This is a genomic window from Methanobrevibacter sp. (assembly GCF_017539065.1).
GTDB lineage: Archaea > Methanobacteriota > Methanobacteria > Methanobacteriales > Methanobacteriaceae > Methanocatella.
On the sequence record NZ_JAFYHP010000027.1, the window covers coordinates 71,679 to 98,120 of the forward strand.

33 protein-coding genes are annotated in these 26,442 nt (G+C 34.3%); 10 read left to right on the plus strand and 23 right to left on the minus strand.

Going from position 1 to position 26,442, the window contains the following annotated elements:
- Nucleotides 1-13: 13 nt before the first annotated feature.
- From IKS50_RS07420 to IKS50_RS07525, 22 genes are read right to left on the minus strand one after another with little or no spacing between them, the layout of a single operon-like run.
- Nucleotides 14-649 (minus strand): HPP family protein, encoded by a 636-nt coding sequence (locus tag IKS50_RS07420; RefSeq protein WP_292847762.1) that lies wholly within the window; start codon nucleotides 647-649, stop codon nucleotides 14-16.
- 15 nt (nucleotides 650-664) lie between these two features.
- Entirely contained in the window at nucleotides 665-1,495 is an 831-nt protein-coding gene (locus tag IKS50_RS07425; RefSeq protein ID WP_292847765.1) for a 4Fe-4S binding protein, read from the minus strand.
- A 51-nt stretch (nucleotides 1,496-1,546) separates the two neighbouring features.
- On the minus strand, nucleotides 1,547-2,479 hold the full coding sequence (locus IKS50_RS07430; RefSeq protein WP_292847768.1) for a carbohydrate kinase family protein: 933 nt from the start codon (nucleotides 2,477-2,479) through the stop codon (nucleotides 1,547-1,549).
- A 9-nt stretch (nucleotides 2,480-2,488) separates the two neighbouring features.
- Nucleotides 2,489-3,379: a formylmethanofuran--tetrahydromethanopterin N-formyltransferase gene (locus IKS50_RS07435; RefSeq protein WP_292847771.1), complete on the minus strand. Its 891-nt coding sequence runs from the start codon at nucleotides 3,377-3,379 to the stop codon at nucleotides 2,489-2,491.
- An 8-nt stretch (nucleotides 3,380-3,387) separates the two neighbouring features.
- Nucleotides 3,388-4,431: a hypothetical protein gene (locus IKS50_RS07440; protein ID WP_292847774.1), complete on the minus strand. Its 1,044-nt coding sequence runs from the start codon at nucleotides 4,429-4,431 to the stop codon at nucleotides 3,388-3,390.
- A gap of 3 nt (nucleotides 4,432-4,434) precedes the next feature.
- Entirely contained in the window at nucleotides 4,435-5,805 is a 1,371-nt protein-coding gene (locus IKS50_RS07445) for a 4Fe-4S binding protein (protein WP_366664949.1), read from the minus strand.
- Nucleotides 5,802-6,830, minus strand: a complete 1,029-nt coding sequence (locus tag IKS50_RS07450) for a 4Fe-4S binding protein (RefSeq protein WP_292847780.1) — start codon at nucleotides 6,828-6,830, stop codon at nucleotides 5,802-5,804. The genes IKS50_RS07445 and IKS50_RS07450 overlap by 4 nt, the downstream gene beginning before the upstream one ends.
- Before the next feature lies 1 nt (nucleotide 6,831).
- Nucleotides 6,832-7,956 carry a nickel-dependent hydrogenase large subunit gene (locus IKS50_RS07455; protein WP_292847783.1) on the minus strand — a complete coding sequence of 375 codons (1,125 nt, stop codon included), beginning with the start codon at nucleotides 7,954-7,956 and terminating at the stop codon, nucleotides 6,832-6,834.
- Entirely contained in the window at nucleotides 7,953-8,402 is a 450-nt protein-coding gene (locus IKS50_RS07460; protein ID WP_292792156.1) for an NADH-quinone oxidoreductase subunit B family protein, read from the minus strand. The genes IKS50_RS07455 and IKS50_RS07460 overlap by 4 nt, the downstream gene beginning before the upstream one ends.
- A gap of 34 nt (nucleotides 8,403-8,436) precedes the next feature.
- A complete protein-coding gene (locus tag IKS50_RS07465) occupies nucleotides 8,437-8,829 on the minus strand; it encodes a DUF1959 family protein (protein WP_292847786.1) in 393 nt (130 codons plus the stop codon).
- A gap of 10 nt (nucleotides 8,830-8,839) precedes the next feature.
- Nucleotides 8,840-9,142, minus strand: a complete 303-nt coding sequence (locus tag IKS50_RS07470) for an energy-converting hydrogenase subunit EhaL family protein (RefSeq protein WP_292847789.1) — start codon at nucleotides 9,140-9,142, stop codon at nucleotides 8,840-8,842.
- A gap of 9 nt (nucleotides 9,143-9,151) precedes the next feature.
- Nucleotides 9,152-9,406 carry a hypothetical protein gene (locus tag IKS50_RS07475; RefSeq protein ID WP_292847792.1) on the minus strand — a complete coding sequence of 85 codons (255 nt, stop codon included), beginning with the start codon at nucleotides 9,404-9,406 and terminating at the stop codon, nucleotides 9,152-9,154.
- Nucleotides 9,403-10,275, minus strand: a complete 873-nt coding sequence (locus IKS50_RS07480; protein WP_292847795.1) for a respiratory chain complex I subunit 1 family protein — start codon at nucleotides 10,273-10,275, stop codon at nucleotides 9,403-9,405. The genes IKS50_RS07475 and IKS50_RS07480 overlap by 4 nt, the downstream gene beginning before the upstream one ends.
- Before the next feature lie 9 nt (nucleotides 10,276-10,284).
- Nucleotides 10,285-10,500, minus strand: coding sequence for a DUF788 domain-containing protein (locus IKS50_RS07485; protein WP_292847798.1), 216 nt, complete (start codon nucleotides 10,498-10,500; stop codon nucleotides 10,285-10,287).
- A gap of 7 nt (nucleotides 10,501-10,507) precedes the next feature.
- A complete protein-coding gene (locus IKS50_RS07490; protein WP_292847801.1) occupies nucleotides 10,508-11,179 on the minus strand; it encodes a hypothetical protein in 672 nt (223 codons plus the stop codon).
- 8 nt (nucleotides 11,180-11,187) lie between these two features.
- A complete protein-coding gene (locus tag IKS50_RS07495; protein ID WP_292847804.1) occupies nucleotides 11,188-11,871 on the minus strand; it encodes an EhaG family protein in 684 nt (227 codons plus the stop codon).
- Nucleotides 11,871-12,464, minus strand: a complete 594-nt coding sequence (locus IKS50_RS07500; RefSeq protein ID WP_292847807.1) for an EhaF family protein — start codon at nucleotides 12,462-12,464, stop codon at nucleotides 11,871-11,873. Before IKS50_RS07500 ends, IKS50_RS07495 begins: the two co-directional genes overlap by 1 nt.
- Complete coding sequence (locus IKS50_RS07505; protein ID WP_292847810.1) at nucleotides 12,461-12,721, minus strand: DUF2107 family protein; 261 nt, start codon at nucleotides 12,719-12,721, stop codon at nucleotides 12,461-12,463. Before IKS50_RS07505 ends, IKS50_RS07500 begins: the two co-directional genes overlap by 4 nt.
- Complete coding sequence (locus IKS50_RS07510; RefSeq protein WP_292847812.1) at nucleotides 12,714-12,983, minus strand: EhaD family protein; 270 nt, start codon at nucleotides 12,981-12,983, stop codon at nucleotides 12,714-12,716. The genes IKS50_RS07505 and IKS50_RS07510 overlap by 8 nt, the downstream gene beginning before the upstream one ends.
- Nucleotides 12,984-12,989: 6 nt before the next feature.
- A complete protein-coding gene (locus IKS50_RS07515; protein ID WP_292847815.1) occupies nucleotides 12,990-13,238 on the minus strand; it encodes a DUF2109 domain-containing protein in 249 nt (82 codons plus the stop codon).
- Between the two features lie 4 nt (nucleotides 13,239-13,242).
- Nucleotides 13,243-13,740, minus strand: coding sequence for a hypothetical protein (locus tag IKS50_RS07520; RefSeq protein WP_292847818.1), 498 nt, complete (start codon nucleotides 13,738-13,740; stop codon nucleotides 13,243-13,245).
- Entirely contained in the window at nucleotides 13,733-14,122 is a 390-nt protein-coding gene (locus IKS50_RS07525) for an energy-converting hydrogenase A subunit A EhaA (protein WP_292847821.1), read from the minus strand. The genes IKS50_RS07520 and IKS50_RS07525 overlap by 8 nt, the downstream gene beginning before the upstream one ends.
- Nucleotides 14,123-14,235: 113 nt before the next feature.
- Between IKS50_RS07525 and IKS50_RS07530 the strand changes: the two genes are divergently transcribed.
- Both IKS50_RS07530 and IKS50_RS07535 read left to right on the plus strand, forming a co-directional pair.
- The gene (locus IKS50_RS07530) at nucleotides 14,236-15,168 is read left to right on the plus strand and encodes an NAD-dependent epimerase/dehydratase family protein (protein ID WP_292847823.1); all 933 of its coding nucleotides are present in this window, start codon (nucleotides 14,236-14,238) and stop codon (nucleotides 15,166-15,168) included.
- 11 nt (nucleotides 15,169-15,179) lie between these two features.
- Nucleotides 15,180-15,989, plus strand: a complete 810-nt coding sequence (locus IKS50_RS07535; protein ID WP_292847825.1) for a CPBP family intramembrane glutamic endopeptidase — start codon at nucleotides 15,180-15,182, stop codon at nucleotides 15,987-15,989.
- Between the two features lie 14 nt (nucleotides 15,990-16,003).
- Here IKS50_RS07535 and IKS50_RS07540 read toward each other — a convergent pair whose 3' ends face one another.
- Nucleotides 16,004-16,375, minus strand: coding sequence for a hypothetical protein (locus tag IKS50_RS07540; RefSeq protein WP_292847827.1), 372 nt, complete (start codon nucleotides 16,373-16,375; stop codon nucleotides 16,004-16,006).
- Nucleotides 16,376-16,599: 224 nt separating this feature from the next.
- Between IKS50_RS07540 and IKS50_RS07545 the strand changes: the two genes are divergently transcribed.
- The 8 genes from IKS50_RS07545 to IKS50_RS09140 all read left to right on the plus strand — a co-directional run bounded on the left by IKS50_RS07545 (nucleotide 16,600) and on the right by IKS50_RS09140 (nucleotide 25,477).
- Entirely contained in the window at nucleotides 16,600-17,151 is a 552-nt protein-coding gene (locus tag IKS50_RS07545) for a helix-turn-helix domain-containing protein (RefSeq protein WP_292847830.1), read from the plus strand.
- A gap of 19 nt (nucleotides 17,152-17,170) precedes the next feature.
- Nucleotides 17,171-18,838, plus strand: a complete 1,668-nt coding sequence (locus tag IKS50_RS07550) for an AMP-binding protein (RefSeq protein WP_292847833.1) — start codon at nucleotides 17,171-17,173, stop codon at nucleotides 18,836-18,838.
- A gap of 12 nt (nucleotides 18,839-18,850) precedes the next feature.
- Nucleotides 18,851-19,135 carry a 4Fe-4S dicluster domain-containing protein gene (locus tag IKS50_RS07555; protein WP_292847836.1) on the plus strand — a complete coding sequence of 95 codons (285 nt, stop codon included), beginning with the start codon at nucleotides 18,851-18,853 and terminating at the stop codon, nucleotides 19,133-19,135.
- A complete protein-coding gene (locus tag IKS50_RS07560; RefSeq protein ID WP_292847839.1) occupies nucleotides 19,136-20,251 on the plus strand; it encodes a 3-methyl-2-oxobutanoate dehydrogenase subunit VorB in 1,116 nt (371 codons plus the stop codon).
- A gap of 12 nt (nucleotides 20,252-20,263) precedes the next feature.
- The gene (locus tag IKS50_RS07565) at nucleotides 20,264-21,709 is read left to right on the plus strand and encodes a 2-oxoacid:acceptor oxidoreductase family protein (protein ID WP_292847842.1); all 1,446 of its coding nucleotides are present in this window, start codon (nucleotides 20,264-20,266) and stop codon (nucleotides 21,707-21,709) included.
- A 9-nt stretch (nucleotides 21,710-21,718) separates the two neighbouring features.
- Nucleotides 21,719-23,029: a Glu-tRNA(Gln) amidotransferase subunit GatD gene (gatD, locus tag IKS50_RS07570; protein ID WP_292847845.1), complete on the plus strand. Its 1,311-nt coding sequence runs from the start codon at nucleotides 21,719-21,721 to the stop codon at nucleotides 23,027-23,029.
- A gap of 10 nt (nucleotides 23,030-23,039) precedes the next feature.
- Nucleotides 23,040-24,905 carry a Glu-tRNA(Gln) amidotransferase subunit GatE gene (gatE, locus tag IKS50_RS07575; RefSeq protein ID WP_292847848.1) on the plus strand — a complete coding sequence of 622 codons (1,866 nt, stop codon included), beginning with the start codon at nucleotides 23,040-23,042 and terminating at the stop codon, nucleotides 24,903-24,905.
- A gap of 515 nt (nucleotides 24,906-25,420) precedes the next feature.
- Nucleotides 25,421-25,477 carry a lipoprotein gene (locus IKS50_RS09140; RefSeq protein WP_366664951.1) on the plus strand — a complete coding sequence of 19 codons (57 nt, stop codon included), beginning with the start codon at nucleotides 25,421-25,423 and terminating at the stop codon, nucleotides 25,475-25,477.
- Nucleotides 25,478-26,442: the final 965 nt, after the last annotated feature.

The window sequence follows — 26,442 nt, forward strand, 5'->3', positions numbered from 1 at the left end:
TTATCACTTTAATTTATTTTTTAGCCCTGCCCACTCTGCGAGCAACAACCATTTCTCCAACGGAAATTAAACCTGCAAAGAATTTTTCAAGGCCTCCGGTTGCCCAAATAGCTTCACCAAATGTAGAATCTACAATATTGGATTCATATTCTTCAGCAGTAATCTTTTTACCTGTGGTTTTTGTAGACACTAAGGCAGACGCTGACATCAACTCTTCCCAGGTTACTCCTCTAAGTTGATTTTGCATAGCTTTATATAAATTTTCAACTTTAATATCATAAAGATTTGATAACAATTCCACAATATCACATGCGCGAACCATACCGATTACCTGATTATCATCATTAAGCACAGGTACGGTAACGAACTTATTGTTAGCAGTTAGAATTACTGCTTTTCTTGCAGGATCATCTTCATGAACAGTTGCAACTTCTTTACAACTACTCATAATCTCTGAAACCTTTTCGCTTCCTTCTCTTAAACCTTTTGTAATATCAAAAGCTGTAACCCATCCAATCAATTGTTTATTATCATTTACAACCGGACAAGTGAAACGTCTTACATGTTCCATGGCTTTTGAAACTTCTACAACACTATCATCTGCGTTCAAGTATACAAAATCTTTATCCATTAACTCTTTTGCTTTCATAAACAGACCCCATTTTTATTCAAGTTCAACTCTTTTTAATGCCCCCACAGGACAATGATGTGTACATTCAGTACATCTTATACATTTATCATTATCTAGGATAACTTCACCGTCTACTAATTCTATAGCCCTTGTTGGGCAATTTTCTTCACATAAATAACAATTTACACAAGATTCATGATTAACTTCGATTACTCTACTATGAATAACCGGTCCAATATACCTATCTAAGTTAATTGCAAAGTCATTTAGTGAAATTTCACGACATGCTCCGCATCCAATGCACTTTTTTTCATTAATATATGGATATAACTCATCATCTATTAAATCAATTCCTAAATCCATATCCAAATTCTCAAAGAATTCTCTGAATTCAAGAGTAAATGCATTTGTTGGACATAATGTTGCACAATCATCCCAATTATTATCGTCAACAGTATAATCAATTGAAATACTATTCATACGAACTACTCGATGAGCACAACTGATATTGGCTAAATCATATTCAATGACTTCACGTTCATCTTCCGGATCATAACTAACAGTATTGTTAATTAGTTTAATTGCAGAAACCGGGCAAGTTTGAACACAAATTTCACATTTAACGCATTTATCAGTTATTTTAGCCATTCTAAAAATATTAGCTGGTTCGATTGCATTAACTGGACATTCCCCAACACAGGTATTGCATCTTACACATCTAGGTGAAACTGCAAAAATCTCCTCATCTGTACTGAATTTATCCAGTTCAAATTGGAAATCATCACCATCATCATCTAATTCAACAGATTTTAAAAGAACCTCGCGTTCTAAGTTCTTTACCTGTTTTACAAAAGACACTTTCATTTTAATACCAACTAAATTATTTATTTTATAAATTTATATGAATTTTATTTTTTAAAAAAATTCCTCCAACTCTTTTAAAGTAGGGAATTTTTCCATTCCAAATCCTTCAATAGATTTGCTAGCCACCCAATTTCCGATTTTACAGGATTTTTCTAAATCATATCCCCTTAAAAAGGAATATAAAAATCCGCTATTGAAACTATCTCCCGCACCGGTTGTATCTACAACATCGCATTCAAATGCTTCAACCTCACATTCAGTTGAGTTATTAATTGCAAATACTCCCCGTGACCCTTTTTTTACGACAATAGTTTCAATTCCTAAATCCAAAAATCCAATAGCCAAATCTTTTAATGAATCTTTATTATTATTGCATAATAATCGTAATTCAGATTCATTAATCAATAATATATTAGTTCTCTCAAGGATAGGTCTTAACTCCTCAAAGCCTTTTTTAACATATAACATTCCCGGATCAAAACTTAATATACATTGATCATTAAGTTTTCCCAATAATTCAATTTGTGTGTTAAATGAATCACCAACAAAAGACGTATAGTGCATAATTTTACATCTCATAATGTTTAGTGGATTTATTTCACCAATTCGGATTTCATCATTAACACCAGGGTCAATGTAAAGACATCTTTCTCCATTTTCATCAACAAAGCCTAAACATTTTCCTGTTGAACCAGTTTCTGAGTAAATTAAATTATTAGCATAAACACCATTAACGGCTAAATGATATTCAATTAAATCTCCATCATCATCTTCAGCAATTTTTCCGATTATTGATGTTGAACAGCCTAAGCGAGATAAACCGACGATGGTATTGGCTGCTGAACCTCCAGGAGTATCAGTTTCACTTTTAATAAAACTTTCCTCATCTTTTGAGACAATATTTTCTACTGAATAGAGCTTATCTACATTTAATGCTCCAAATCCAATAACTTCAGCGTTTAAATCATTATCAAATATTTCCATTTTAAAACCTTACTTTAATATGTCTAATAAATTAATATTCTTGTCTCCAAGCTTACCGTCAAAGTTGCCTGCAGATATTCCAATAACTCCTTCAAATTCTAAAGCAGCATCAATTCCTGCTTTAACCGCTTTATTCATAGATTCCTCATCAATTGCATTTATAACAACTTCAGGGATATAATTAACGCCTTCCGGAACTTTGGATTCATCACCTAAACGTTCTTTTAGAGAAGGACAATAAACATGATTTGTTGTTGGACCTATTTCCGGGAAATTTGTTTCCGGTTTTGAAGCGGCTGAACAAATATCGAATGGTGCAGTTGCACCTTCCACATTCATTATTGCATCGATTATTGCATCTCCTGCTTCAAGTACTGCTTCTTGAGTTTCGCATAAATACCAGAAGTTACCTCCCATAGTCCCATCATTAATTTTGAATTTTTCTTCAATTTGAAAATCTGGTACTGCAATTGGGACATTTATCATTTTTCTTCCATATTCTTCTACAATCCATTCGTATCCATCGCCACAATGGCCTACAATATCCATCATTTCAATATATTCATCACTTTCCTTATCAGAGTAGTCAAAAATGCGTGTGAATGGTTTAACCAATACATCTTGTCTTAATCTGTAGGACAGTTCAAATGCAAATTTTTCTACATCATCTCCGCCTAACCAGTATTGCACAATAGCTCCAAATCTATTATCGGGAGTTTGTGATTCATCTAAAAAGCCTTCTACCCCACCTTCAACTCTTCCAATTACGGCACTTGGAGTTGAAGTTGAATCATAAGCCGCTCTTTTTACAATAGCTTCTGTTGGCCCTGTAATTAAAGCCCTTACGTATTTTCCTTGGAAAGCTTCAAAGAATGTGTCTTCAACTTTATCATAATTCATTTTAACACCTAACCTAATCCACCTATATCTTGACCACGAATATTATTTCTCATTTCTTTACTAACGTTTAATATGCTTTCGTAATTTTCATCAGTGATTATTTGAATTAATGGGTAATTGCCTGTAAATACTGAGAAAAATTTATTTCTAATTTCTTCATTAATATTGTAGTCATTGAACAATTTTTTCAAATCATTTGAAACATTATAATCTTTAATAAATTCTAAAACTTTGTTTTTATCGTTTTTTGCATAAATATCCGCTATTACCGCAGTTGTTACGGCACTTGGTGAAACAATTGCAATTTCAGCTACTTTCAGAGGATATTCATTGCCATTAAACGATATGCTTATCCCATTGTTTTCACGAGCAAATTCCAGCGGTTCCACATCAGTTATGCTGTCTCCAATGTAGAGTATTTCATTAACGTTAATGTCATCCCTTTCGAGGATTTTGTCAATAGCTAATTTTTTACCTTGGCCTCCGACAACTTCAATGTCCTTGATTTCATTATAAATTCCCATTTCTGGAATTTGATTAAAGAAAATATCATCGAATAAATCGTAATCCTCAGGATTTTTTAAAATCAAATCCTTAAATTCATTGATTTTTTGAATTTCTTCCCTATTTAGTTCAAGGCAATCCATATCAACATTTGTGTAATATGTATTTTCAAAAGGCACTTCCATATAATTGGAAACTGCTTCGATATATTGACCATAACTAGTGCTAACAATGTAAGTATTCATAGCTTCTTTTAAGAATTTTAATAGGAATTGTGAGTCGTTAACTGCATAAATATTGTTTTTTGAAAAATCAATTAAATCATCGTTTGTGAGTTTTTCAACTACAAAGAAAGGCAAAATTAACTTTAAGGTATTGCCAGCCTTATAATTTTCTTTTTTTACAATATCTGCTAAATAATCATCATACAAACTGAGAATTTTAAATAATTCCCCTCCATTTTCAATGAAATTAGCTGATAGTTCAAAAGCATTATCATTTAATGTAAGGGGACCTTCACAATCTGTGATAAAAGATTTTTCAAACATAACTCACCTGAAATTGATTATTCTAATTGCATCTACAGGACAAATTGCTTCACAATTTCTACAATAAATACATTTCTCACTATCAAATTCTATTTTATCTTCACTTGTTAATCTTAAAGCGTCAGTTGGGCAGTTTTTTGCACAGATCTCGCATGCCTGACATTTATTATCGGAAAGTATAAAGTCGCCAAGTCTTTGCTTGTATAAATAAGACCTGGCATAATATAGATTTTGATTTTTACTGTAGAAATAATCGTCATATGCACCAATTGCATCAAATTGGCATATTTCAACACATTTTCCACAAAATATACAATCATTATTGATTTTTATTGGGTTTGGACCATCCAATTCAATTGCTCCTACCGGACAAACATTGAAACACTCACCGCATGCAACACATTTTTTATCATAAACCTCAATGTTTCTATCCATCAAATATGAGCCCACTAATTCCGTGAATTTATCTATTTCAATAACGGTGTCGAGACTAAGTTTTAGTTCCTTCTCCATCATATCATTTACTTCACATTCGATGAAATGTTCAAAGTTTTGGTCATCAAATTCCAAAGCTATTTTAGCTCCAACTTTTTCTAAAACCTTATTTAAACTAATTAAATCAAGAGATAATTTTTTTACATCATGATCCACAATACTTGATACAATATCATATGATTTTATCTCACTGTACATTTTATAAGCTTTCTTACGTGAAGAGTATCTAATTGCACCTGAAGGACATGAATGCATACATTCTTCACATCTTGCACAATATCCCGGGTTAATATAAGGCAATTTATTAGTTCTGCCTACATTAATAGCTCCCATTGAAGGGCATACTCTTGTACAAGTCATACAACCAATACAATTCTTTTGATTTATGACAACTGCCTTACCTCCTTTAACTGTTTTAGGAAGTAATTCGCCATATTTGATTGCATCTGTAGGGCAGACCCTGAAACAATATCCGCATCTAACACATGTGTCCTTATCTATTTCACTGTGAGGTTCGTGAATTCCATCAGATACCATGTGAATAGAACCGTTTTTACATGCTTGAACACAAGCCCCGCATGCTTTACAGAGTTTAGTGTTAATGTTTGGAACATTTTCCTTTATAGGAGGGTCCATTTTCACATCCAAAGACAATGCATCATATGGACAAGCATTACGACATAATACACAACCAAAGCAAGTAGTTCTTAATTTAATAAGATTATCTGATTTATCTAAATAAATTGCATCAATTGGACATGACTCAAGACATGGTTTTTCTTTGCACTCAGCACACTTGGTATGGTCAACAACATAGTCAACATCAACATGCCTTAATGGTCTTGGTGTTTTAGTAAAGCTATCTATCATAACACTCACTCCATAAATAAATCATCATTTAGATTAGATGCCTTTACTGTAACATGAATATTTTCACCGTCATCAAGTGAAAATTTAGATATGAAGTATTTGATTACTGAAAACGGACAAGTTTGGTAACAAATACTGCAACGTAAACATCTATCCTTCTCTCTTACTATCGTATCTTCTTTTTCATCAAATGAAATGCATCCAGTTGGACAATCAGGGATACATAATTGGCATTTTTTACAGTTTTCTCCATCCCAATCGATAATTCTAATTTTGAGTCTATTAACTGCATTAGTTATGATTTCTAAAGCTATTTCCTCATCAGGAATGATTTTTAATGCTTTATCCCATATGTTGGATAACGGCACATCATATTGCAGGAGGTCATTTTTCTCTAAAGACCTTAAATCTTCTTCTTTAGAGTTAATGTAATCTTCCAGATAAGTTACACATAAAAGAATTAAGTCTTTTTGGTCTTGTAAATTATCAACAAACACTGCTTTCATTGCACCATTTACCGGACAAATTTTAACACAATCCCCACAAGAGATACAATTAAGTTGGTCGACAACTACTTTTCCATCAACTTCGCTAATTGCATCTACAGGACACTGCTTCAAACATTTCTTACATTTAATACATAAATAATCATCAACTAAATATTGTCTTTTTGATGGAATAATATTAAATTCAGGCAAAATTAAATGATTTAAGCCACATTCCAATGTTTTCGGATCAGTCGGACAAACTTCCGCACAAAAACCGCAACGGATACAAGCACCTAAGGTAATTACAGGATATGTCATACCTTCACCTTCTTCAGTGTCTTCATCACGAACCAATTTAATGGCATTTGGTGAAGGACAAGATGCTAAACATGCTCCACATCCTATACAATATTCTTTATTAACTTTAGGGAAATCTCTAAAACGTTCTGGCTTTTCAGATATTTCCGGTTCAGATTTTGCATTTGCGAATGCATCGGCCCAAGCCCTCCTGGCAAAATTATAAACATACCACATAAGAGATGACATATTATTTCACCTCATCCCAATTTTTTATTACCGTTTTTCCAGCTTCATCAGTTATGGCCACTCTTTCAGCACATGCTATACAAGGGTCGCATGACGCATAAGTGGATACTGCATCTGCAACAGTTGGAACATCACGAATCATATATTTTGCACAGGAATCTATATTTGGAATACTTGGAGTTCTGATTGATATGTTTTTGATTAAGTTACCATTGGTTTCAATCATATAAGTTACTTCTCCACGAGGAGCCTCATTTTTACACATCGCATAACCTGATTTTATTTCAGCAGGAGTACGGACTTCACCATCAGGTATGTTCTCAATTGCTTGTCTGATTAAACTTATGGATTCTGGGATTTCATCGAATCTTGTTAATGTTCTTGCGTAATTGTCGCCCTCTTTTCTTCTAATTACTTTAAAATCAAAATAATCATCATATGTATAGTGTCCTACACGATAATCTTCTTTAACATCAGATGCCCTTCCAATAGGGCCAACAGCACGACCTTTAATTGCTTCTTTTTTAGACATATAGCCTATTCCTTTACATCTTAAAGCCAATGCCGGACCTTCTGCAAATAATGCGCGAGTTGTTTCGAATTCGTCTTCAATTATTTTAAGATTTTCAAGTATTGGTTTGAAATGGCGTTCATCTGCATCCATTCTAACTCCACCAACTACATTCCAACCCATATTAACTCTATTTCCAGTTAATAACTCAATTGAATCCATTGCATATTCTCTTAACTCTAAAACTTTCATGAATAGGGTTTCATGATCCATTGATTTGAAAAATGTGGAATTAGCCAGCAAATGACTTTGAATTCTATCTAACTCGTTAGTAATAACTCTTAAAAATTGAGCTCTTGGCGGTACGTCAACACCGGAAATTTGCTCAATAGTCTCTGCAAAGGTTTGTGTATGTTCATATGAACAGATTCCACATACTCTTTCAGATAAGTATATTGCTTTCTGCCAGGTTTTTCCTTCCATTATTTTCTCAATTCCCCTATGAACATAACCATATTCAATTTCCGCTTTAACTACTCTTTCACCTTCAGTTTGCAATTTCAATCTGACAGGTTCCTTTAAAGCTGGGTGAATTGGACCAATAGGTACTATCATTTTTGCTCCCTCCCACGATCAGCAATAGCTTGTGGTCCGACCGCCAAAATAGCTTCCAATATTTCATTAGGCCTTGGCGGACATCCTGGAATTTCTGCTGCAACGGGGATGAAATTAGAAGCAGGGGCATTTACATGGCCTCCTTCCTGATTAAATACGTCGCCAGAAATTGGACAGTTTCCAACAGCTACGGCTATTTTTGGTTCAGGAGCTTTATCATAAATTCTCTTTAAGTTGTCCTTCCATTGTTCAGTGACTGCTCCTGTCAACAATAGAACATCAGCTTCACGAGGATTATTGTGAACATAAATACCATATTGCTCTAAGTCGTATCTTGGGGACAATAGTGCAACACATTCAACGTCGCAGCCATTGCATCCGCCACAATTGACGATACAGACATGAATTGAGCTTTTTCTCACAACATCCTTAATAGCGTCTAACATTGTACTCCCTCTTTATTTTGATAATCAAATAAACTTAATATATTGCCTCTTTTTTTAACAATTCAAATAATTCTAATTGTCCTTCTTTTAAGGCTTCTTCATAAGATTTGCCATTTTTAACTTCATTAACTATTTTCATTTTAAGATTTTTGCCATCCTCTCTTGAAATTAATTCTAAAGTATCAGTAAACCAGCATAATCTTAAATCAGCATTTAATTTTTGGTATAAACAAATATCCTGTGCTGATTCAAATGTAGCATGCAATGCTTCAAGAGATGACATGTCTAAGGAATTGAATAAAACTTCCTCTAATTCTTCAACAGTACAATCGAAATCCTTGGAAAGTGGAACTATAATGTCTCTCTGCCAAGCATAACTTTTTATTATTCTTTTTTGCATTAATCTTAATTTAGCATCATCATCCATTTCCATCACATCATACTGAATATTTTAATACGAAATATACAATAATAGCAATAATTAAACCTACTGCAGTTTCTTTTCTGCCGTATCCAGGTCTTTCGCCCATTACGAATCCTGCAAGGAGAAAACCGATTGCTGATAAAATAATATTGCCTGAACAAAATCCTAAAACCCATCCGATAATTGAAATTATAGCAAATGGAACATTAAATTTAGTTACTGCAACAAATGGTTCCCCATGTTGTTTGTAACTATAAACTAAACCTAAAATGGATCCAACAGCAAATGTGAGTATATAAATCATATAATCTAACATAATAATCTCCTACATTGGTTTATAAAGCAATATGAATGAACAGATTATTGCTATAAATGTTATTACAAAACATACTTTCTCTATACTTTCTATTTTATGTGAAAAATTGCCTTTTGCAAGCAATACAAATATTGCCAAGGTAATTCCAATAATAACTATCGGAGCAATAAGATATGAATGCAAAGCAGTTGTTAATAAACCAACAACTATTATTCCAATTGCCACTAAAGCAGTAAAGTAAACAATTACATCTTCACTATTCATGCTACCACCCCTGTAAATATCATTAAAATTGTTCCAAAGAAGCAAATTGCTCCAATGGTGATTTGAGTCATAACTGAATGATTTGGACTTAATAGTGGAGTTGCTGCATTAATAAATCCAGTGATAAAGGAAATGACAATCATTCCAATTAAATATCCCACAGCAGTTAACGGACCGAAGAATATTGTTAAGAATACCCAAAGCATAACATACCATGCTATTGATTCTGAAAATAACATGAATCCTCTTAAAAATCCAAAGTGTTCAGTTTCAAATCCAGAAATTAAAACTTTGTCTTTAGTAATTGCAAACGGAGAGTATGGGGATTTTGTAATAATTAACATAAAGAACATTAAAGCTGCAAGAGGAATTGAAAACACTAATGGACCATGAACTGATTGGTATGAGATAATTTCTCCAATATTCATTGAGCCAGTCACCAAGTAAACAAATACGATTGCTGCAAATAAAGGAAGTTCAGATGCCGCTGAAAGTACTGCCCTTACACAGCTTAATTTACCATATGGTGAACCGGAACTTGATCCAGAGTTATGCTCAACAATTTTATAAACTGCATAAACACCAAATAATATCAATAAAGAATCATGAGCCACAGGACCGACAATAACCCCAACAACCCAAATTAAAGCTAATATGAAAACAATACCTATGTAAAATACTTTAGATACTGTTCTTGGAATTGCTGTTTCTTTAAAGAAGAATTTTAAAGAGTGTATCAAATGCTGGACAATAGGTGGCCCCGGACGTTTTTGTACACGCGCCATTACTTTCCTATGCAAACCCAGCAGTAAGCTTCCTGCTAGAAAAGCAATAACAACATTAATTAAAATATCTACCATCAAATTCATAATACCACTTCAATATCCAGTAAATGGTTCCCTCACTCTTTCTTCTGCATCTTCAGGTTTTGGTTTGGCCATTGTTAATAGGCCTAGGGCTAAAACCCATGATGGAATACCGAATATAGCTACTGCATAAACTATCCATGCTTCAAAATCTACCACTAAGCATGCGAGAATAGCTATTGTTGATAAAACCAATAATATTAAACATGCAATCTTTTGATTAACCATACTCTCACTACCACAATACCAATAATAATATTTCAACAGCTCTAACAATAATAAATAATGAACTTAAGTGAATAATAACAATATATGGAGACCCTGCAGTCCTAAACATTTCTGCTTTACTTGCAAAGAATGGCGCAACACCGCTTTCACCTAAAATACCAATTAACATGAGCACTGCACCAAATACCACCATCGGACTGGCAGGCATTTGAGATAAAACTGCAAGTGATAATGTACCGGTTGCTGCAAGAATAATAGCCGCGCCTCCAAATAATGGTAAGCTACACATCATAGCTATTAAACCATAATTAAATGCTGAATTTAATACGCTAGTTTGTTTAACAGCTGATACAATACCTATGTTTAAAATACCTACTAAAGCCATGAATAATGTAAAGTTAAATAAATCTCCAGTAATCATTGCCCCAGCAGATGCAATGCCGCAGATTATTGATAAAAATCTTCTTTGTTTAAGTTCTTTTGGGCCAACTTTAACTTCAGTATTATATAAATAATGCATTGTAGCTTCAACTTGAGTTTCAGGTTTACTTAATGCAATCAACAATGTAAAACCGAGTAAAACTGCGAATAGGAACAAATTGAATGGAGTTAAGTATAATACAATGTCCCCAAGTGGGATTGTTCCAAGTAAATTTCCTCCAAGTGTAACGAAATCCATTTTCTCACCTACTCATTATCAATGTCCTCTCTCATAAGCAGGCCAATTAAACCTACTTTGGAAGCTACTTTTAGTAATAATCCGCATGCTGCCAAGAATAAACTTAATAACCAGTATTGAGGAGTTACAAAGAATAATAAGAAACCTATTATCCATAAACACCATGCAATACCAGAAACGCCAGCAATACCATCTAAAATTAATACTGGAAGTCCTCTTGCCTTTTTAGATAATGCATATAATACAATTCCTCCACCAGCTACTGCTCCACCAGTAAAACCAGTTAAGAAAATTCCATATCCTATCAGGACTAATGCTATAAAATTAGGTGCAGTAGTCATGATTTCCATGTCTATAGAGAATGCCTGTGGGAACATTGAAGAAGATCTAGTCAAATTAGCTCTTGGGTCTTGTTCAATCTTGCGCATTTCTCTTGTAATCAAAATTTCAGAAATGGCCAAAGTTTCAGCCAGTTCCACTACCAAACCCGGCAAAATCAATGCTTCCGCTAAATCGGTTCCGACTGCAGAAACAACAAATATCATGGCCAAGCCAACAATATCTGTTAAGATGAGAATGTGCAATTCTTCTCTTTTCATCGCTATTGCCATAGTTCCAATGAAACCTACAATCAAACCTGCGTAAATTGCAGGCAGATACATGCTAATAAACTCTTGAGGAACATAAACCATTAATTATCCCTCCTCAATTGTTTAGCTCTTGCTTTAGCATCATTAGCCTTGATTTGGCTGGCTAATTTTGCTGAATCATCAATAGCTTTTTTCACATCTTTTTTAATTTCGCCTTCATCATTTTTCCTATTCATTGTATAATTAATAGATAACCATGAAGCGATGATGAATGCCATCATCAGAATGCTGGATTCGAGTATTGTATCAAAACCTCTTGTATAGTACAATATTTCATCTATAAGTCCACCCGGAGATGAATATATGGATGTACCAAAGTAAGGTGATACTGAGGATACCCATTCCGCCAGCGGTGACATATATCCCGTAATCATCCCTAAACTCTCAGCATTATCGGGATATTGAGGACTAATATCGCCAGGTTCTTTTAAAGGTTCGCCTCCCCTATCATAAGGTGCAATAGCTAAACCGTCATCTATCTGCTCTTGAGGAGCAGGCCTAACATATAATTGATCGGGATTTAATGCCAAAGGTACAATTAAACCCACAATTAAAATAATTCCAAGGCCAAATGCAAAAAGACGTGGAATATTTTTTGGTTCTGCCAATTTATTCCATAAAACCCCAATCTTCATACATCTGCCCCCATTTCTTCTAAACGAATAATAGCTCTAAATAAAATTAATGTAATAATAACAGTTGTCGCCAATAATGTTAATAAAGCCAACACATGATTATAACATAATAAAACTAAACAAACTCCAATCGAAGCAACTTCAGTATTGAATGTCCTAATAACTGGGTCATTAACTCCCGGACCCCAAGCAGTAGCAATACTTCCTACAATAGCTAAAAAGATTCCAAAATAGAAAAACAATGAAACGTTAATCATTAGCCTCACCACTTGCAATTTTATTAGTCCTGATTTCTTTGATTTTAACAATTGATAAAATAAATACTAAAGTAGATAATGGACCTGCCAGAGCCGCAAATAATGCAACATCTAAATATTTAAATAAAGCAATGGCTAAAACAAATCCTGCATCAAGTATTGAAAACATTATAACCTTATCCAAAGGTTTTTTTAGAAATATGATGCCAAATGCTCCTATAACCATCAAAGCTATTGCAATCATTGATACGAGAAATTCCATTTTCACTCACTCCAGTACTATCTCATCATCTAGTCTATTTAATGTATAGGCAATAGCGTTAGCACTAATTGTTGAACAAATAAAGAATGCTGCTGCAACAACAAGAGCAAATGGAGTATTAATTATTAATGCAATAAGGGCAGAAACTCCAAAACCGATAACATTTAAATATAATAATCTTTCAGCCCTATTTCTTGTTATCAGAGCTCTTAATGCTACAAATAAGACTATAATCCCAATAATTTCAACATACATATAATCACTCTCTAGCATGCCTATTGAATTTTCTTGCAATTTTTCCTAAAACTACTGAAACTCTTGCCTGGTCAATACCCATTATAGTAAATATGGCAATGACCATTCCCGCAATAAACATTTCAGGGGTTAACCCAATGAATGATGCTAAAAATATTATTGCAGTTGCAGTTAAACATCCAGTAGTTCCAGCATACCCCGGATCAGCACATAATCTATTTCCAATAAAGACTAAAAATGCTGCAAGTATTCCTCCAGGGATTCCTAAAAGCATAGATCCAATAGAAGCCATTAATGTACCAGCAGATGCATCAGGAGAACATAAAATGTTTCCTTGGAAAAATCCGCCAGCAATATCTCCTCCTCTCTTTTCGACATCTTTACCAATTATCCTGGCCCCTTTAACACCAGGCTGTTCGGGAAGTCCGAAATATGTATCTACAATAACAAAATTCAACCAACAAAGAATTGCGGCAATTATAATTCCAATTACCTCATTCATTTATATCCTCCCCCATATTATCGTCTAGAGGTGTTGGAAATATAAAATCAAATAAATATTTCACAAATAATGCGGATAAAACACCAATAATGACTGCTAAAACTAAACCATTAAACATGAAAGTATAATTTAAAACCAAAAATATTGAAAGAATACCAATAGCAATTATTGGAGTAGGATAAATCGCACTTACATCAAAAGAATACCTATATGGTTTGCTAGGAAACAAGGGTAACTTTAAAAGCAAAGCTACAACAATGGAACAAAGGATAGCTACAATATAAGCTAATAATACGTCGCCTAAGGACAGACTTATATTGCTTAGCCCATAAAAATTACTGTACGAAGCAAAATATATGGTATCAAACACAAAATCAAACATACTATTAGACTCCTCTTACTTAATTAATATAAATATAAAAATATATAAATATTGTTACTTAAAAATAATACATAATTGCTTAAATATAACTTAAATTGTCAATTGGTGGCTGAATGAAAAATAAAAAGATTTTAATTACTGGTGGAGCAGGTTTTATTGGTTCTCACATTGTCGATGAATTAATAAACGATAATGAAATAACTATTATTGATAATCTCACCACTGGGAGCATTAAAAATTTAAAATATCCAGAGCACGATAATCTAAATTTCATCGAAGGAGATATTCGCGAAATTAATTTTGACGAATTAACTCCGAGAACAGATTATATTTTCCATCTTGCAGCTATGGCAAGCGTTCCCTTAAGTGTTGAAAAACCAAAAGAATGCAATGACGTAAATGTCAACTCAACTGTAAGACTTCTGAAATCGGCGGTTGACAACGATGTTGAAAAGATTGTATTTTCATCATCCTCTTCAGTTTATGGAGAAAACAAAAATATGCCTCTAAAAGAAACAGAACAACCTATGCCTACATCCCCTTATGCGGCATCAAAAGCTAGTTGTGAGTTATATTTAAAAACATTTTATGAAAGTTATGGCTTAAATTATACTGCGCTTAGATATTTTAATGTATTTGGACCAAGACAAGATAAAAATTCCCAATATGCCGCCGTAATTCCTAATTTCATAAGCGCACTTCTTGAAGGCAAGCAGGCTGAAATTTACGGAGATGGAGAACAGACCAGAGATTTTGTCTACATCGGAGACATTGCAAAAGCCAACATCAATGCCTGTAAATCCGATTTTAACGGTATTGTCAATATTGCATCCGGTAAAAAAATGACAATAAACAGATTATATGAAATCGTTAAGGACACATTGGGAAGCGATTTGGAACCAAAATACCTGCCTGAAAGACCCGGAGACATTAAACACTCATTGGCCGACACCAGCAATATGGAAAAGATAAATCTGAAAATTGATTCAAACAACTTTGAAGACCAACTTATAGAAACCATCAACTGGTTTAAAGATATTTTATAGGATGTAAAACTATGGATAGAAGTGTCACCGATTTTAATGTGCGTTTAAGAACAATCGGAATAAAAGAATTGATTATTGGGATAATCTTGACTGTTATTATTTCTGGAGTTTTGATGGGCATCTTTCCAGAGATTTCTGAATCTGATGAATTATTTTTTATAGTTTTCCTATTAATTGGCATGTTATTTTTTGTTTGGGCGTTTAAAGGTACACAAGGCCTTGACAGAAATATCGAGAATCTTTTTGAAAATAAGAATCAAAAAGAAATAATCTATGTCTTTGCAATTAACATACTTTTTGCATTCCTATTCACATTTCTTATATCCTCCTTGGATATCCTAATGGGATTGGCTGATCCGACATGGATTTCAATCTGGGAAGTGGATACCGTAAACATTGATTCAAGCGTTGTTATTCTTGATGCCATCGGCGCAATAATTTTTGCCCCGATTATGGAAGAATTAATATTTAGAGGAATACTCTTTAATCGGATGAAAATTAGAATTGGAATTATTCCTGCAATGATAATCTCATCGTTTATTTTTGCAATCGGACATGAATTTGGTGGAATGACAAGCGCATTTTTATTTGGAATTTGTATGTGTATGCTATACTTAAAAACAGACAATATTCTAATTCCGATGAGTGTTCATTTCATTAACAATGTTGTTGCAACAATTCTTAATATTAGTGGTTTAGACGTGGCAATATCCCAATTGCCTTGGCTTATCCCATGTTTAATAGTTTCAATTATTGGAACAGTTTACTTAGTAAAATATATTATAAAAGAATATAAAGTGATTAAAACACAATATGGTTAAAAAAAAAGGATAAATCAGTGAAATCCGCATCCGCTGCAAGTTTCACATTTTTCTTCTTCAAAAGGATCATATTTTTTATCTTCTTGTAAAGTGGCTGACAAGAAATACTGGTCGAATTCATCTTTATTTTTTAAAACTGGAGAAATTCCTTTAAAATCACATCTTATATCGCCAGTTCCGCCAATATCAACCAAAATTGGTTCGCCTAATTTAAATCTTTTAAAGTATGCTTCAACTTCATCTTTTAAAGCTCCAGGCACCCTAAAATTAAAAGATAAAATGTTATTTTCTTTCATTTTTAAACCAACATATTTCTGATCAATCTCATAGTTTAAACCTAACTGTTTTTTGAAAATTATGTTAGTCCCTATCTCATTAGATGTCATTTTATAATCTCCTTAAATATCAAATTAAAGTTAATTAATCGAAGTATATAAAACTTTCCAAAATCACTTCCAAAAAATCCAAATAAAATTTTATTTTTATCTCATTTATAACGAATTATCATGTTTTTTAATAAGGTTTATATAATTTCAAATTCAAAAATAAAGATATGTTATAATATTATATTATAATATAATAAATCAATGAGAAAAATAGGTGTTTATGAATGAATGAATACAACAGAGATATTGGAAATAGAATTAGAGAATTAAGAGAATTATCAGATATTACTATTAAAGAAATTGCTGAAGAATTAAATATTGAAGAAGAAACTTATATCCAATATGAAAACGCTGAAATAGACATTCCAGCAAGTTTTTTATACGAACTTGCACACATTTTTAAAGTTGATTTAGGATTATTGTTAACAGGTGAAGAAAGTAGGATGAACATATTTGATGTTACTCGTGCAAACAAAGGAATCTCAGTTGACAGAAGCAAAGAATATACCCATGAAAACCTATGTTCTAAATTCATTCACAAAAAAGCTGAAACATTCCTTGTTGTTGTAGACCCGAAAAAGAACCCTGCACCTTCCCTAAACTCACACCCTGGACAAGAATTCAACTATGTCCTGGAAGGTTCCCTGAAAATTTATATACATAATAATGAAATCGTGCTAAACGAAGGAGATTGCATCTTCTTCGATTCAACACACAGGCATGCAATGGTAGCACTTAATGATAAACCCGCTAAATTTTTAGCAGTCATCATATAATATTTATGGAGTTAATTAAATGACATCAGTAATAGGAGATTTTGTAGAAAGAGTTGAATATGACTCTTATGAAGATTTTTTTGAAAATTTCAAACTTAAATTTGAAGACACATTCAATTTTGGATTTGATGTGGTTGATAAGTATGCGGAAATTGATCCTGATAAAATCGCTTTAATCTGGACAAATGACAATGATGAAAAGCATACCTTCACATTTAAAGACATGAAAGAATATTCAAATAAAACAGCTAATTTACTTAAAAGATTAGGTATCAAAAAAGGCGATAAAGTAATGCTTACCCTAAAAAGCAGATATGAATGGTGGTTCTGTATGGTTGCATTACACAAGATTGGTGCAATAGCTATTCCTGCAACACACATGTTAAAACTTCATGATATTGACTTCAGATTAAAACAAGCTGAAGTAAAAGCAATTATTACCGTTAAAGAAGACACATTACTGCCTGATTATGAAGAAGCTGAAAAAGAACTTGATTGGGATTTAGAGAAACTTGTGATTGAAACCGATAGAGACGGTTGGATTAACTTTAACAAGGCAATTGAGGAAGAAAGCCCAGTTTATGAAAGGCCAACCGGTGAAGATAACCCTATGGCAGATGAAATATTCCTAATCTACTTTACATCAGGAACCAGTGGACTTCCTAAAATGGTTGCACACAGACACACTTATGCGTTAGGCCATATCCCAACTGCCAAATATTGGCAAAATGTCGTGGAGGATGGAGTCCACCATACTGCATCCGATACCGGTTGGGGAAAAGCCGTTTGGGGAAACATTTATGGCCAATGGATTGCCGGAACTGGAATATTTATCTACGATTATGAAAGATTTAACGGAATCAAATTACTTGAAAAAATCATAGAAAACAAAGTGGATACATTCTGCGCACCTCCAACAGTTTATAGATTCTTAATTAAGGAAAAAATTGAGGGATATGACTTTTCAAATCTAAAATATGTTGCAACTGCAGGAGAACCGTTACCTCCTGAAGTATCTGAAAGATTCTACGATTTATCCGGTTTAAGAATTAAAGAAGGATTTGGCCAAACTGAAACAACATTATCCATCGGAACATTCATATGGATTGACGCAAAAGTAGGTTCAATTGGTAAGCCTTCCCCACTTTACAAGTTAAAATTATTAGATGAAAATGATATTCCTGTGGAAATTGGTGAAGAGGGAGAACTTTGTTTTGATGTGTCTGAATGCGTTCCACCAGGATTATTTAAAGAATATTATAAAGATCCCGAAAAACAAGCAGCACAATGGCATGATGGATATTACCATTGTGGAGATACTGCATGGGTTGACGAAGACGGATATGTCCATTTTGTTGGAAGAAATGACGACATCATTAAATCTTCCGGTTATCGTATTGGACCTTATGAAGTAGAAAGTGCAGTATTGTCTCACGAAGCAGTGGCTCACTGCGCAATTACCGCTTATCCTGATGAAGTTAGAGGTCAAATCGTAAAAGCAAGCATAGTTTTACAACCTGACTATGAACCATCAGATTCTTTAACTAAAGACATTCAAAATCATGTTAAAAGAGTTACAGCTCCTTATAAATACCCAAGAATGGTTGAATATGTAGATGAACTTCCGGAAACCATCAGCGGTAAAATAAGAAGAGTTGAAATTAGAGAAAAAGATAATAAAAATTAATTAGATGATATAATGACAGAAGAAATATCTTATCCAGTTATAAATAAGGAAATTTGCAAAGGATGTCAAAGATGCATTGTCGGATGTCCTCAAAATGCAATTGTTCTTAGTGATGAAATGAATAACGCTGGTTACCAATTTGCTATTTACAGTGGTAATGGCTGTACTGGATGTAAAGATTGTTACTTTACATGTCCTGAACCGTTAGCACTAGAAGTACATCAATTAAAAAATATTAAAAATGATAACGTTGCAAAAATGATTAAGGCAAAAGTAGCTAGTCAAGGGGGAAAATAAATGAGTAATCAAATGGTAAAAGGAAATACTGCAGTTGTCATTGGTGCAATGTATGCGGGCTGTGATTGTTTCTTTGGATACCCAATTACTCCTGCAAGTGAAATTTTACACGAAGCATCAAAATACTTCCCAATGGTTGGAAGAAACTTTGTTCAAGCTGAAAGTGAAGAAGCATCAATTAATATGGTTTATGGTGCATCAGGTACCGGGCACAGAGTAATGACCTCATCATCCGGACCTGGAATCAGTTTAATGCAAGAAGGATTTACCTTCCTCGCTGGTGCAGAATTGCCTGCAGTTATCGTTGACATTATGAGAGCCGGCCCAGGACTTGGAAATATCGGACCTGAACAAGGAGATTACAATCAAGTCGTTAAAGGAGGAGGGCATGGAAACTATAAAAATATAGTTTTAGCTCCAAACAGCGTTCAGGAAATGTGTGATTTAACAATGAAAGCATTTGAACTTGCAGACAAATGGAGAAATCCAGTTGTAGTTTTAGCCGATGGTACCTTAGGCCAAATGGCAGAACCATTAGTATTCCCTGAAAAAGCTATTGAACCAAAAAATGATAAGGATTGGGCAGTGAAAGGAAATAAGGAAACTATGGAAAACCTCATTACTTCAATTTTTAATGATTTTAATGATTTGGAAGATTTCAACTTCAAACTTCAGGAAAAATATGCAAAAATCGATGCTGAAGAAGTAATTTATGAAGAATACCAAGTTGAAGATGCAGAAATTGTTTTGGTATCATTCGGAATCAGCAGCCGTATCGCAAGGTCTGCAGTTGACAAAAGCCGAGAAAACGGATTGAAAGTTGGATTATTAAGACCAATTACATTAAATCCTTTCCCAGTTGATAGGATAAAAGAATTATCCGACAAGGGAGTTAGTTTCATATCAGTTGAAATGAGTAACGGCCAATTATTAGCAGATGTCCAGTTTGCGGCACTTAGAAAAGAAGATACACACCTTGTCAATAGGATGGGTGGAAATTTAATTGAATTGAAACAAATTCTTGCAAAAATTTATGAAATAGCCGGCTTTGAAGGTGAAGATATAGATTTATCAAAAAGAAGTGAGGAGAAAGCTAGTCCTAATATTATAGACTGAGGATGTGGAAAAATGAGTGAACAAGAATTTAATGATAAAGATTATGAATTACAAGTACGTAGAAATCCACAATCCCTTTTAGAAGAGTATCCGAGAAAAGGAACTAATATTCAATCTACTCACTACTGTGCTGGTTGTGGACATGGAATTTTACATAAACTAATTGCTGAGTGTATGGATGAGCTTGGAATCCAAGAACGTTGTGTTATGATTTCCCCAGTCGGATGTTCCGTATATGCATATTTCTACTTTAACTGTGGAAACTTCCAAACTGCACACGGAAGAGCACCAGCAGTAGCTACTGGTATTTCAAGAGCTGAAGATAATGCAATTGTAATGAGTTATCAAGGAGACGGAGATTTAGCATCCATCGGTTTGAATGAGACCTTGCAAGCTGCAAACCGTGGAGAAAAAATTGCTGTGTTTTTCGTGAACAATACCGTTTATGGAATGACCGGAGGACAAATGGCTCCAACTACATTAATTGGTGAAAAGACAGTCACCTGTCAAACCGGAAGAGATCCTAATTACGCCGGACACCCTACACATATGTGTGAGTTAATTAATACTTTAAAGGCTCCGGTATTCATTGAAAGGGTATCTCTTGCAAACCCATTAAAAATCAGACTTGCAAAATATGCAATTAAACAAGCATTAACCGTTCAGAAAGAAGGAAAAGGATACTCCTTTGTAGAGGTATTATCACCTTGTCCTACTAACTTAAAACAAGATGTTGTCAGTGCTCAGAAATTTATTGAAGAACAAATGGAAAAAGAATTCCCAGTCAAAAACTTCAGAAATAATCTGTACAACAAAGAACCTGTTGAAAGGCCCGCCAGTGACTTTTCAACTGAATCATTAGATAAAATATTTAATGTCAATAGAAATGATGATTCAGGTTATGTTGATGAAGACATCGAACCATTAAGCATTAAAGTTTCCGGATTTGGAGGCCAAGGAGTTTTAAGTGCAGGCCTTACAATAGCTCAAGCAGCCTGTGCTGAAGGAAAACATGTTTCATGGTATCCGAGCTATGGACCTGAACAAAGGGGAGGAAAATCCAATTGTTCAGTTGTAATATCCAATGAAACCATTGGAACCCCTGTAGTAGATGATATTGACATTCTTATTGCTTTAAATAAACCTTCCCTTGCACAATTCTCACAAGACTTAAAAGAAGGTGGAGTTATACTTTATGATGCGCATATCGGTGAATTTGAAACTGATAGAGACATTAAAGTTATTGCAATGCCTTGTGTTGATATTGCAGAAGAACACGGAAATGCAAGAACTGCAAACACAGCACTTTTAGGTGCATTAACTGAATTAAGTGATGTTTTAAAAGCTGAATCTTATGAAAATGCAATTCGTGAAATGTTTGCATCCAAACCAAAAGTCATTGATGTAAATATTGATGTTTTAAAAGCAGGCGCAGAATGGATTAAAAACAATTCATAGTGTGATTTGATGACATATAAAGAAAATAGTGAAAAATATATAGAAAACTACGATTTAAGTATAGGAGATACCATTAAAGTACATAAAGAAGATATCTCTTATACAGGTATTTTACTTGATCGTCCTGAAGATGCTGAGGATGGATATTTGGTTTTAAAATTATCCAGTGGTTATAATATCGGAGTAGCTATTGAGAATACTACTGCTGAGCTTATCGAAAAAGGAGACAAACCAAGAATAGGTTATGATGAAACTGAAATACCACATGACCCATCTAAACAGAATATATCCATTGTGTCAACTGGAGGTACTGTATCTTCCGTAATTGATTACAGAACTGGCGCAGTGCATCCTAAATTTACCGCATCAGATCTTGTTAAGGCCAATCCCGAATTATTAGATTATGCCAACTACAATGTTAAAGCATTATATAATATTTTGAGTGAAGATATGAAACCCGAATACTGGGTTAAAGCTGCAGAAGAAGTTGCCAATGATATTTCAAATGGTGCTGATGGTGTTGTAATAGCCCATGGTACTGATACAATGCATTACACCTCATCTGCATTAAGTTTCATGTTAAAAACACCAGTTCCAATCATTATTACTGGAGCTCAAAGGAGTTCAGACAGGCCTTCAAGTGATGCCAACATTAATCTAATCGATTCTGTTATTGCCGCAAAGTCAGACATTGCGGAAGTGTGCGTTTGTATGCATGGAAGTTTAAATGACGAATATACTTACTTGCACAAAGGTACAAAGGTTAGAAAAATGCATACTTCAAGAAGAGATACTTTTAGAAGCATCAATGCTCAGCCAATAGCTAAAATCCAGAATAAAACAATTGACATTAATCCCGAATATGATTATGTCAAACGTGGAGATAACGAGTTAGAATTAAATAATGCGGTGGAAGAAAAAGTAGGATTTATTAAAAGTTTCCCTGGCATTTCAAAAGACTTTGTTGAATATCATATTGATAAAGGATATAAAGGCCTTGTTATTGAAGGAACAGGGCTTGGACATGTCCCTAATGACTTAATTGACTCATTTAAAAGAGCGCAAGACGAGAATATTCCAGTAGTTATGACTTCACAGTGCCTTTATGGAAGAGTCAACATGAACGTTTACTCTACAGGACGCAATATTCTTGATGCCGGAGTAATATCCGGATTAGACATGACTCCTGAGACAACATATGTTAAGTTATGTTGGGCATTGGGTCAAAGTGATGACTACAATGAAGTAAAAGAGATTATGCAAACCAATATTGCAGGCGAATTTGGTGAAAAATCCTCAATTAAGGACTTTTTAAATTAGGTGGTTAGATATGGATTACGAAAAATTAGGATTAAAAATGGGACTTGAAATTCACCAGCAATTGAACAGTGAGCATAAGCTATTCTGTCCTTGTAAAACAGAACTCGTTGACGATGATTTTGATGAACTCATTCAAAGAAAGTTAAGGCCTACACAATCCGAGCTTGGTGAAATCGACAGGGCTGCTTTGCAGGAATCCTTAAGGGGCCTCAATTTCAAATATGAAAACTTTGAAAAACATACCTGCCTTGTTGAAAACGATGACGAACCTCCTCACAGCTTAAATGAGGAAGCTCTTGACATATGCATCACCATTGCATGTTTGATGAATATGCATATTGTTGATGAATTCCATACAATGCGTAAACAGGTCATTGACGGAAGTAACACAGGAGGATTCCAACGAACAGGTATGGTTGCAACCGACGGTTACCTTGAAACCCCTTACGGCAAAGTGGTAATCGAAAGTCTCGGACTTGAAGAAGACGCCGCAAGAAGAGTTGAAACCAAAGACGGATTTACCGAATTCAGATTGGACCGTTTGGGTATTCCTTTGGCTGAAATTACAACAGACCCTTCAATGCATCATCCCGATCAGGTAAGGGAAGTTGCATACATGCTCGGTCAGATTCTAAGAAGCACAAATGTCAAAAGGGGTCTTGGAACAATCAGACAGGACCTGAACATTTCCATCGCTGAAGGTGCACGTGTCGAAATCAAGGGTGTGCAGGACTTGGATTTGATGGGTGAAATCGTAAACCGTGAAGTTGAAAGGCAATTAGTTTTGATTGACATCAAAAAGGAACTTCAAAGCAGAAACGCCGAAGTATTGGATGAAATCCATACTTTAGATGAATTGTTTGAAGATACTGAATCCAAAATCTTAAAGTCTGCCGAAACCATCAAAGCGGTTGTTCTTAAAGGTTATGACGGTTTGATTGGCCGTGAAGTTCAGCCTGGAAGAAGGTTCGGTACTGAGATTGCAAGTTATGCCAAAAAACGTGGCGTATCAGGCATTTTCCACTCTGATGAATTGCCTGCTTATGGAATTACCCAGGAAGAGGTTGACAGGGTAAATGACTTCCTGAACATTGGCGAGGAAGATGCGTTCATCATTGTGGCTCACGATGAGGACATTGCGGTATCCGCTTTAGAAGAGGTCAAAAGAAGGGCTGAACTAGGTCTTGACGGTGTTGTTGAAGAGACTCGTAAGGCGCTTGATGATGGAAATACCGAATATATGAGGCCACTTCCTACTGCAAACAGGATGTATCTTGAAACCGATATTCCATTATTCAAAATCACACCTGACAGAATTGAACCGATTGCCAATGATTTGCCTGAACTGCCTGACGTGAAACAGGCCAGAATAATTGAAGAATATAAATTGAGTGAAGATTTGGCAACACAACTTGTCAAAAGGCAAGAAGCCGACATGTTTGAAGACATTTTGGCAAGTGTTGATGTGGATGCAACTCCTGTCGCTTCACTACTTGCATACGATTTGCGTGAAATCAAAAGGGAAGGCTATGACACCAACGTGTTGACACTTGATCACTTCAAAGGAATATTCACATTACTGGCTGACGGCAAAATCGCAAAAGACAGCGTGCGCAAATTGGCGGTTGAAACAATCAAAACACCTGATGCTGACATAGCTGAAATTGCAGAGAAAAGCAATCTGACCATGATGAGCGAAGAGGATGTCCATAACATCATCTCAGACATCGTGGCTCAAAATGAAGGCATGGTTAAAGAACGCCAAATGGGAGCCATGGGTCCTTTAATGGGAATGTGCATGAAGCAGCTTAAAGGAAAAGCCGATGGTGGACTTGTCAACAAAATTGTTCGCGAAGAAATTCAAAAATTAATTTAAGGAAGCTCATTTGAGTTTCCAAAATACTCTTTTTTTAAATTTTAGGTAAACCTAAAAAATAGAAACCCTTATATATTATAATGCTCAAGTAATTTATAGAGCTAAAATTTAGGTAAACCTAAAGGCTCTACATTATTAGTCACCTAATAATACTCTCCAAAAAATGTGTTAAATTAGATTTTTCACAATTTTTCTAGTTTGATACAAGTCGTTAGGAAAATAGAAAATCTGCCAATATATAATTTTCCTTAAAAAAAGGCGGTGTTTAAATCACACCTTAAACACCTAATCTCTCTTTTTTAATTATTTTTTAACATTAACAATGACAAAACTTCACTTTTTGATTGCCAAGTATAGGAACTCGAAGCATCACATCTGCCTGATTTTGAAATATGATTAAAATGAAATGTCCATTAAGAAAAATAATTTTAAATTAAGAATAGTGCCTAATTGTTGGAGCTGTTTTCAATTAAACGTGCACTTATTTCGGTTGTGAAAAATAGAAAAAATAGTAGATGAAAAAAATCATCTACTTCATTTTAATTTTAACTTTTTTGACAGCTTTAGTATAATACTTGTTTCCATAGAACTTGACTGTGGCTTGGTATTTGCCTTTTTTGTTTCTTTGTACTTTAAAGGTTGCTTTTCCTTTTTTGTTTGTTTTTGCTATGTTTTTCTTGTATTTCTTTTTGGATTCTGCTGTTTTCTTTTTGGCGTTTTTCTTTATTTTTTTGACAATGAGTCTTACTTTTGCCTTTTTGATTGGTTTTCCCTTGTTGTCCTTTAGTGTTATTTTGAACTTTTTGGTTTTTACTTTTGCTTTGTAGGTTTTCTTTTTGGCAATTATTTTTGGTTTGGCCTTTTTGACAGTCACTTTGACATCAGCAAATGATTTGACGTAATTGGCGTTTCCTTCAAATGTAACTTTTGCAGTATAGGTTTTAGGAACCAAATTGGCTACATTAATTTTAATCTGACCGTTCTTATCTGTAGTGTAGGTTTTGGTGCCTTTCAATTTCACGGTCACTTTAACACCACTTAATGCCTTGCCTTTGCTATCCTTCAATGTAATTACCAGGTTTTTGTTGACTTTGTAAGTTGTAGTTACTTTAGGTGCAGTTAATTTAATGGTACCTTTTTTAACCTTAACAGTGACAGCATCATTGTAAGCGGCAGTATAATTCTCATTACCCTCATAAGTCACATTAATACCATAACCTGCCTCATTAGTGGCCAACTCAAACTCAACAGAATTAAGCTCGCCAGCAACAAGACTAACAGGAACAGACTTACCACCAACACTTACAACATAAACCCCACTAACACTAGCAACAACATTAACAACAACCTTATCAGGATAAGTAACATCAGAGCCAGACACATTAATAACAGGAACTCCCTTAGACACCTTAACACTAACAGTATCATTATAAGCACCAGTGTAATTCTCTTTACACTCATAAGTCACATTAATACCATAAGCAACATCACTAGCGGCCAACTCAAACTCAACAGACTTAAGCTCGCCAGCAACAAG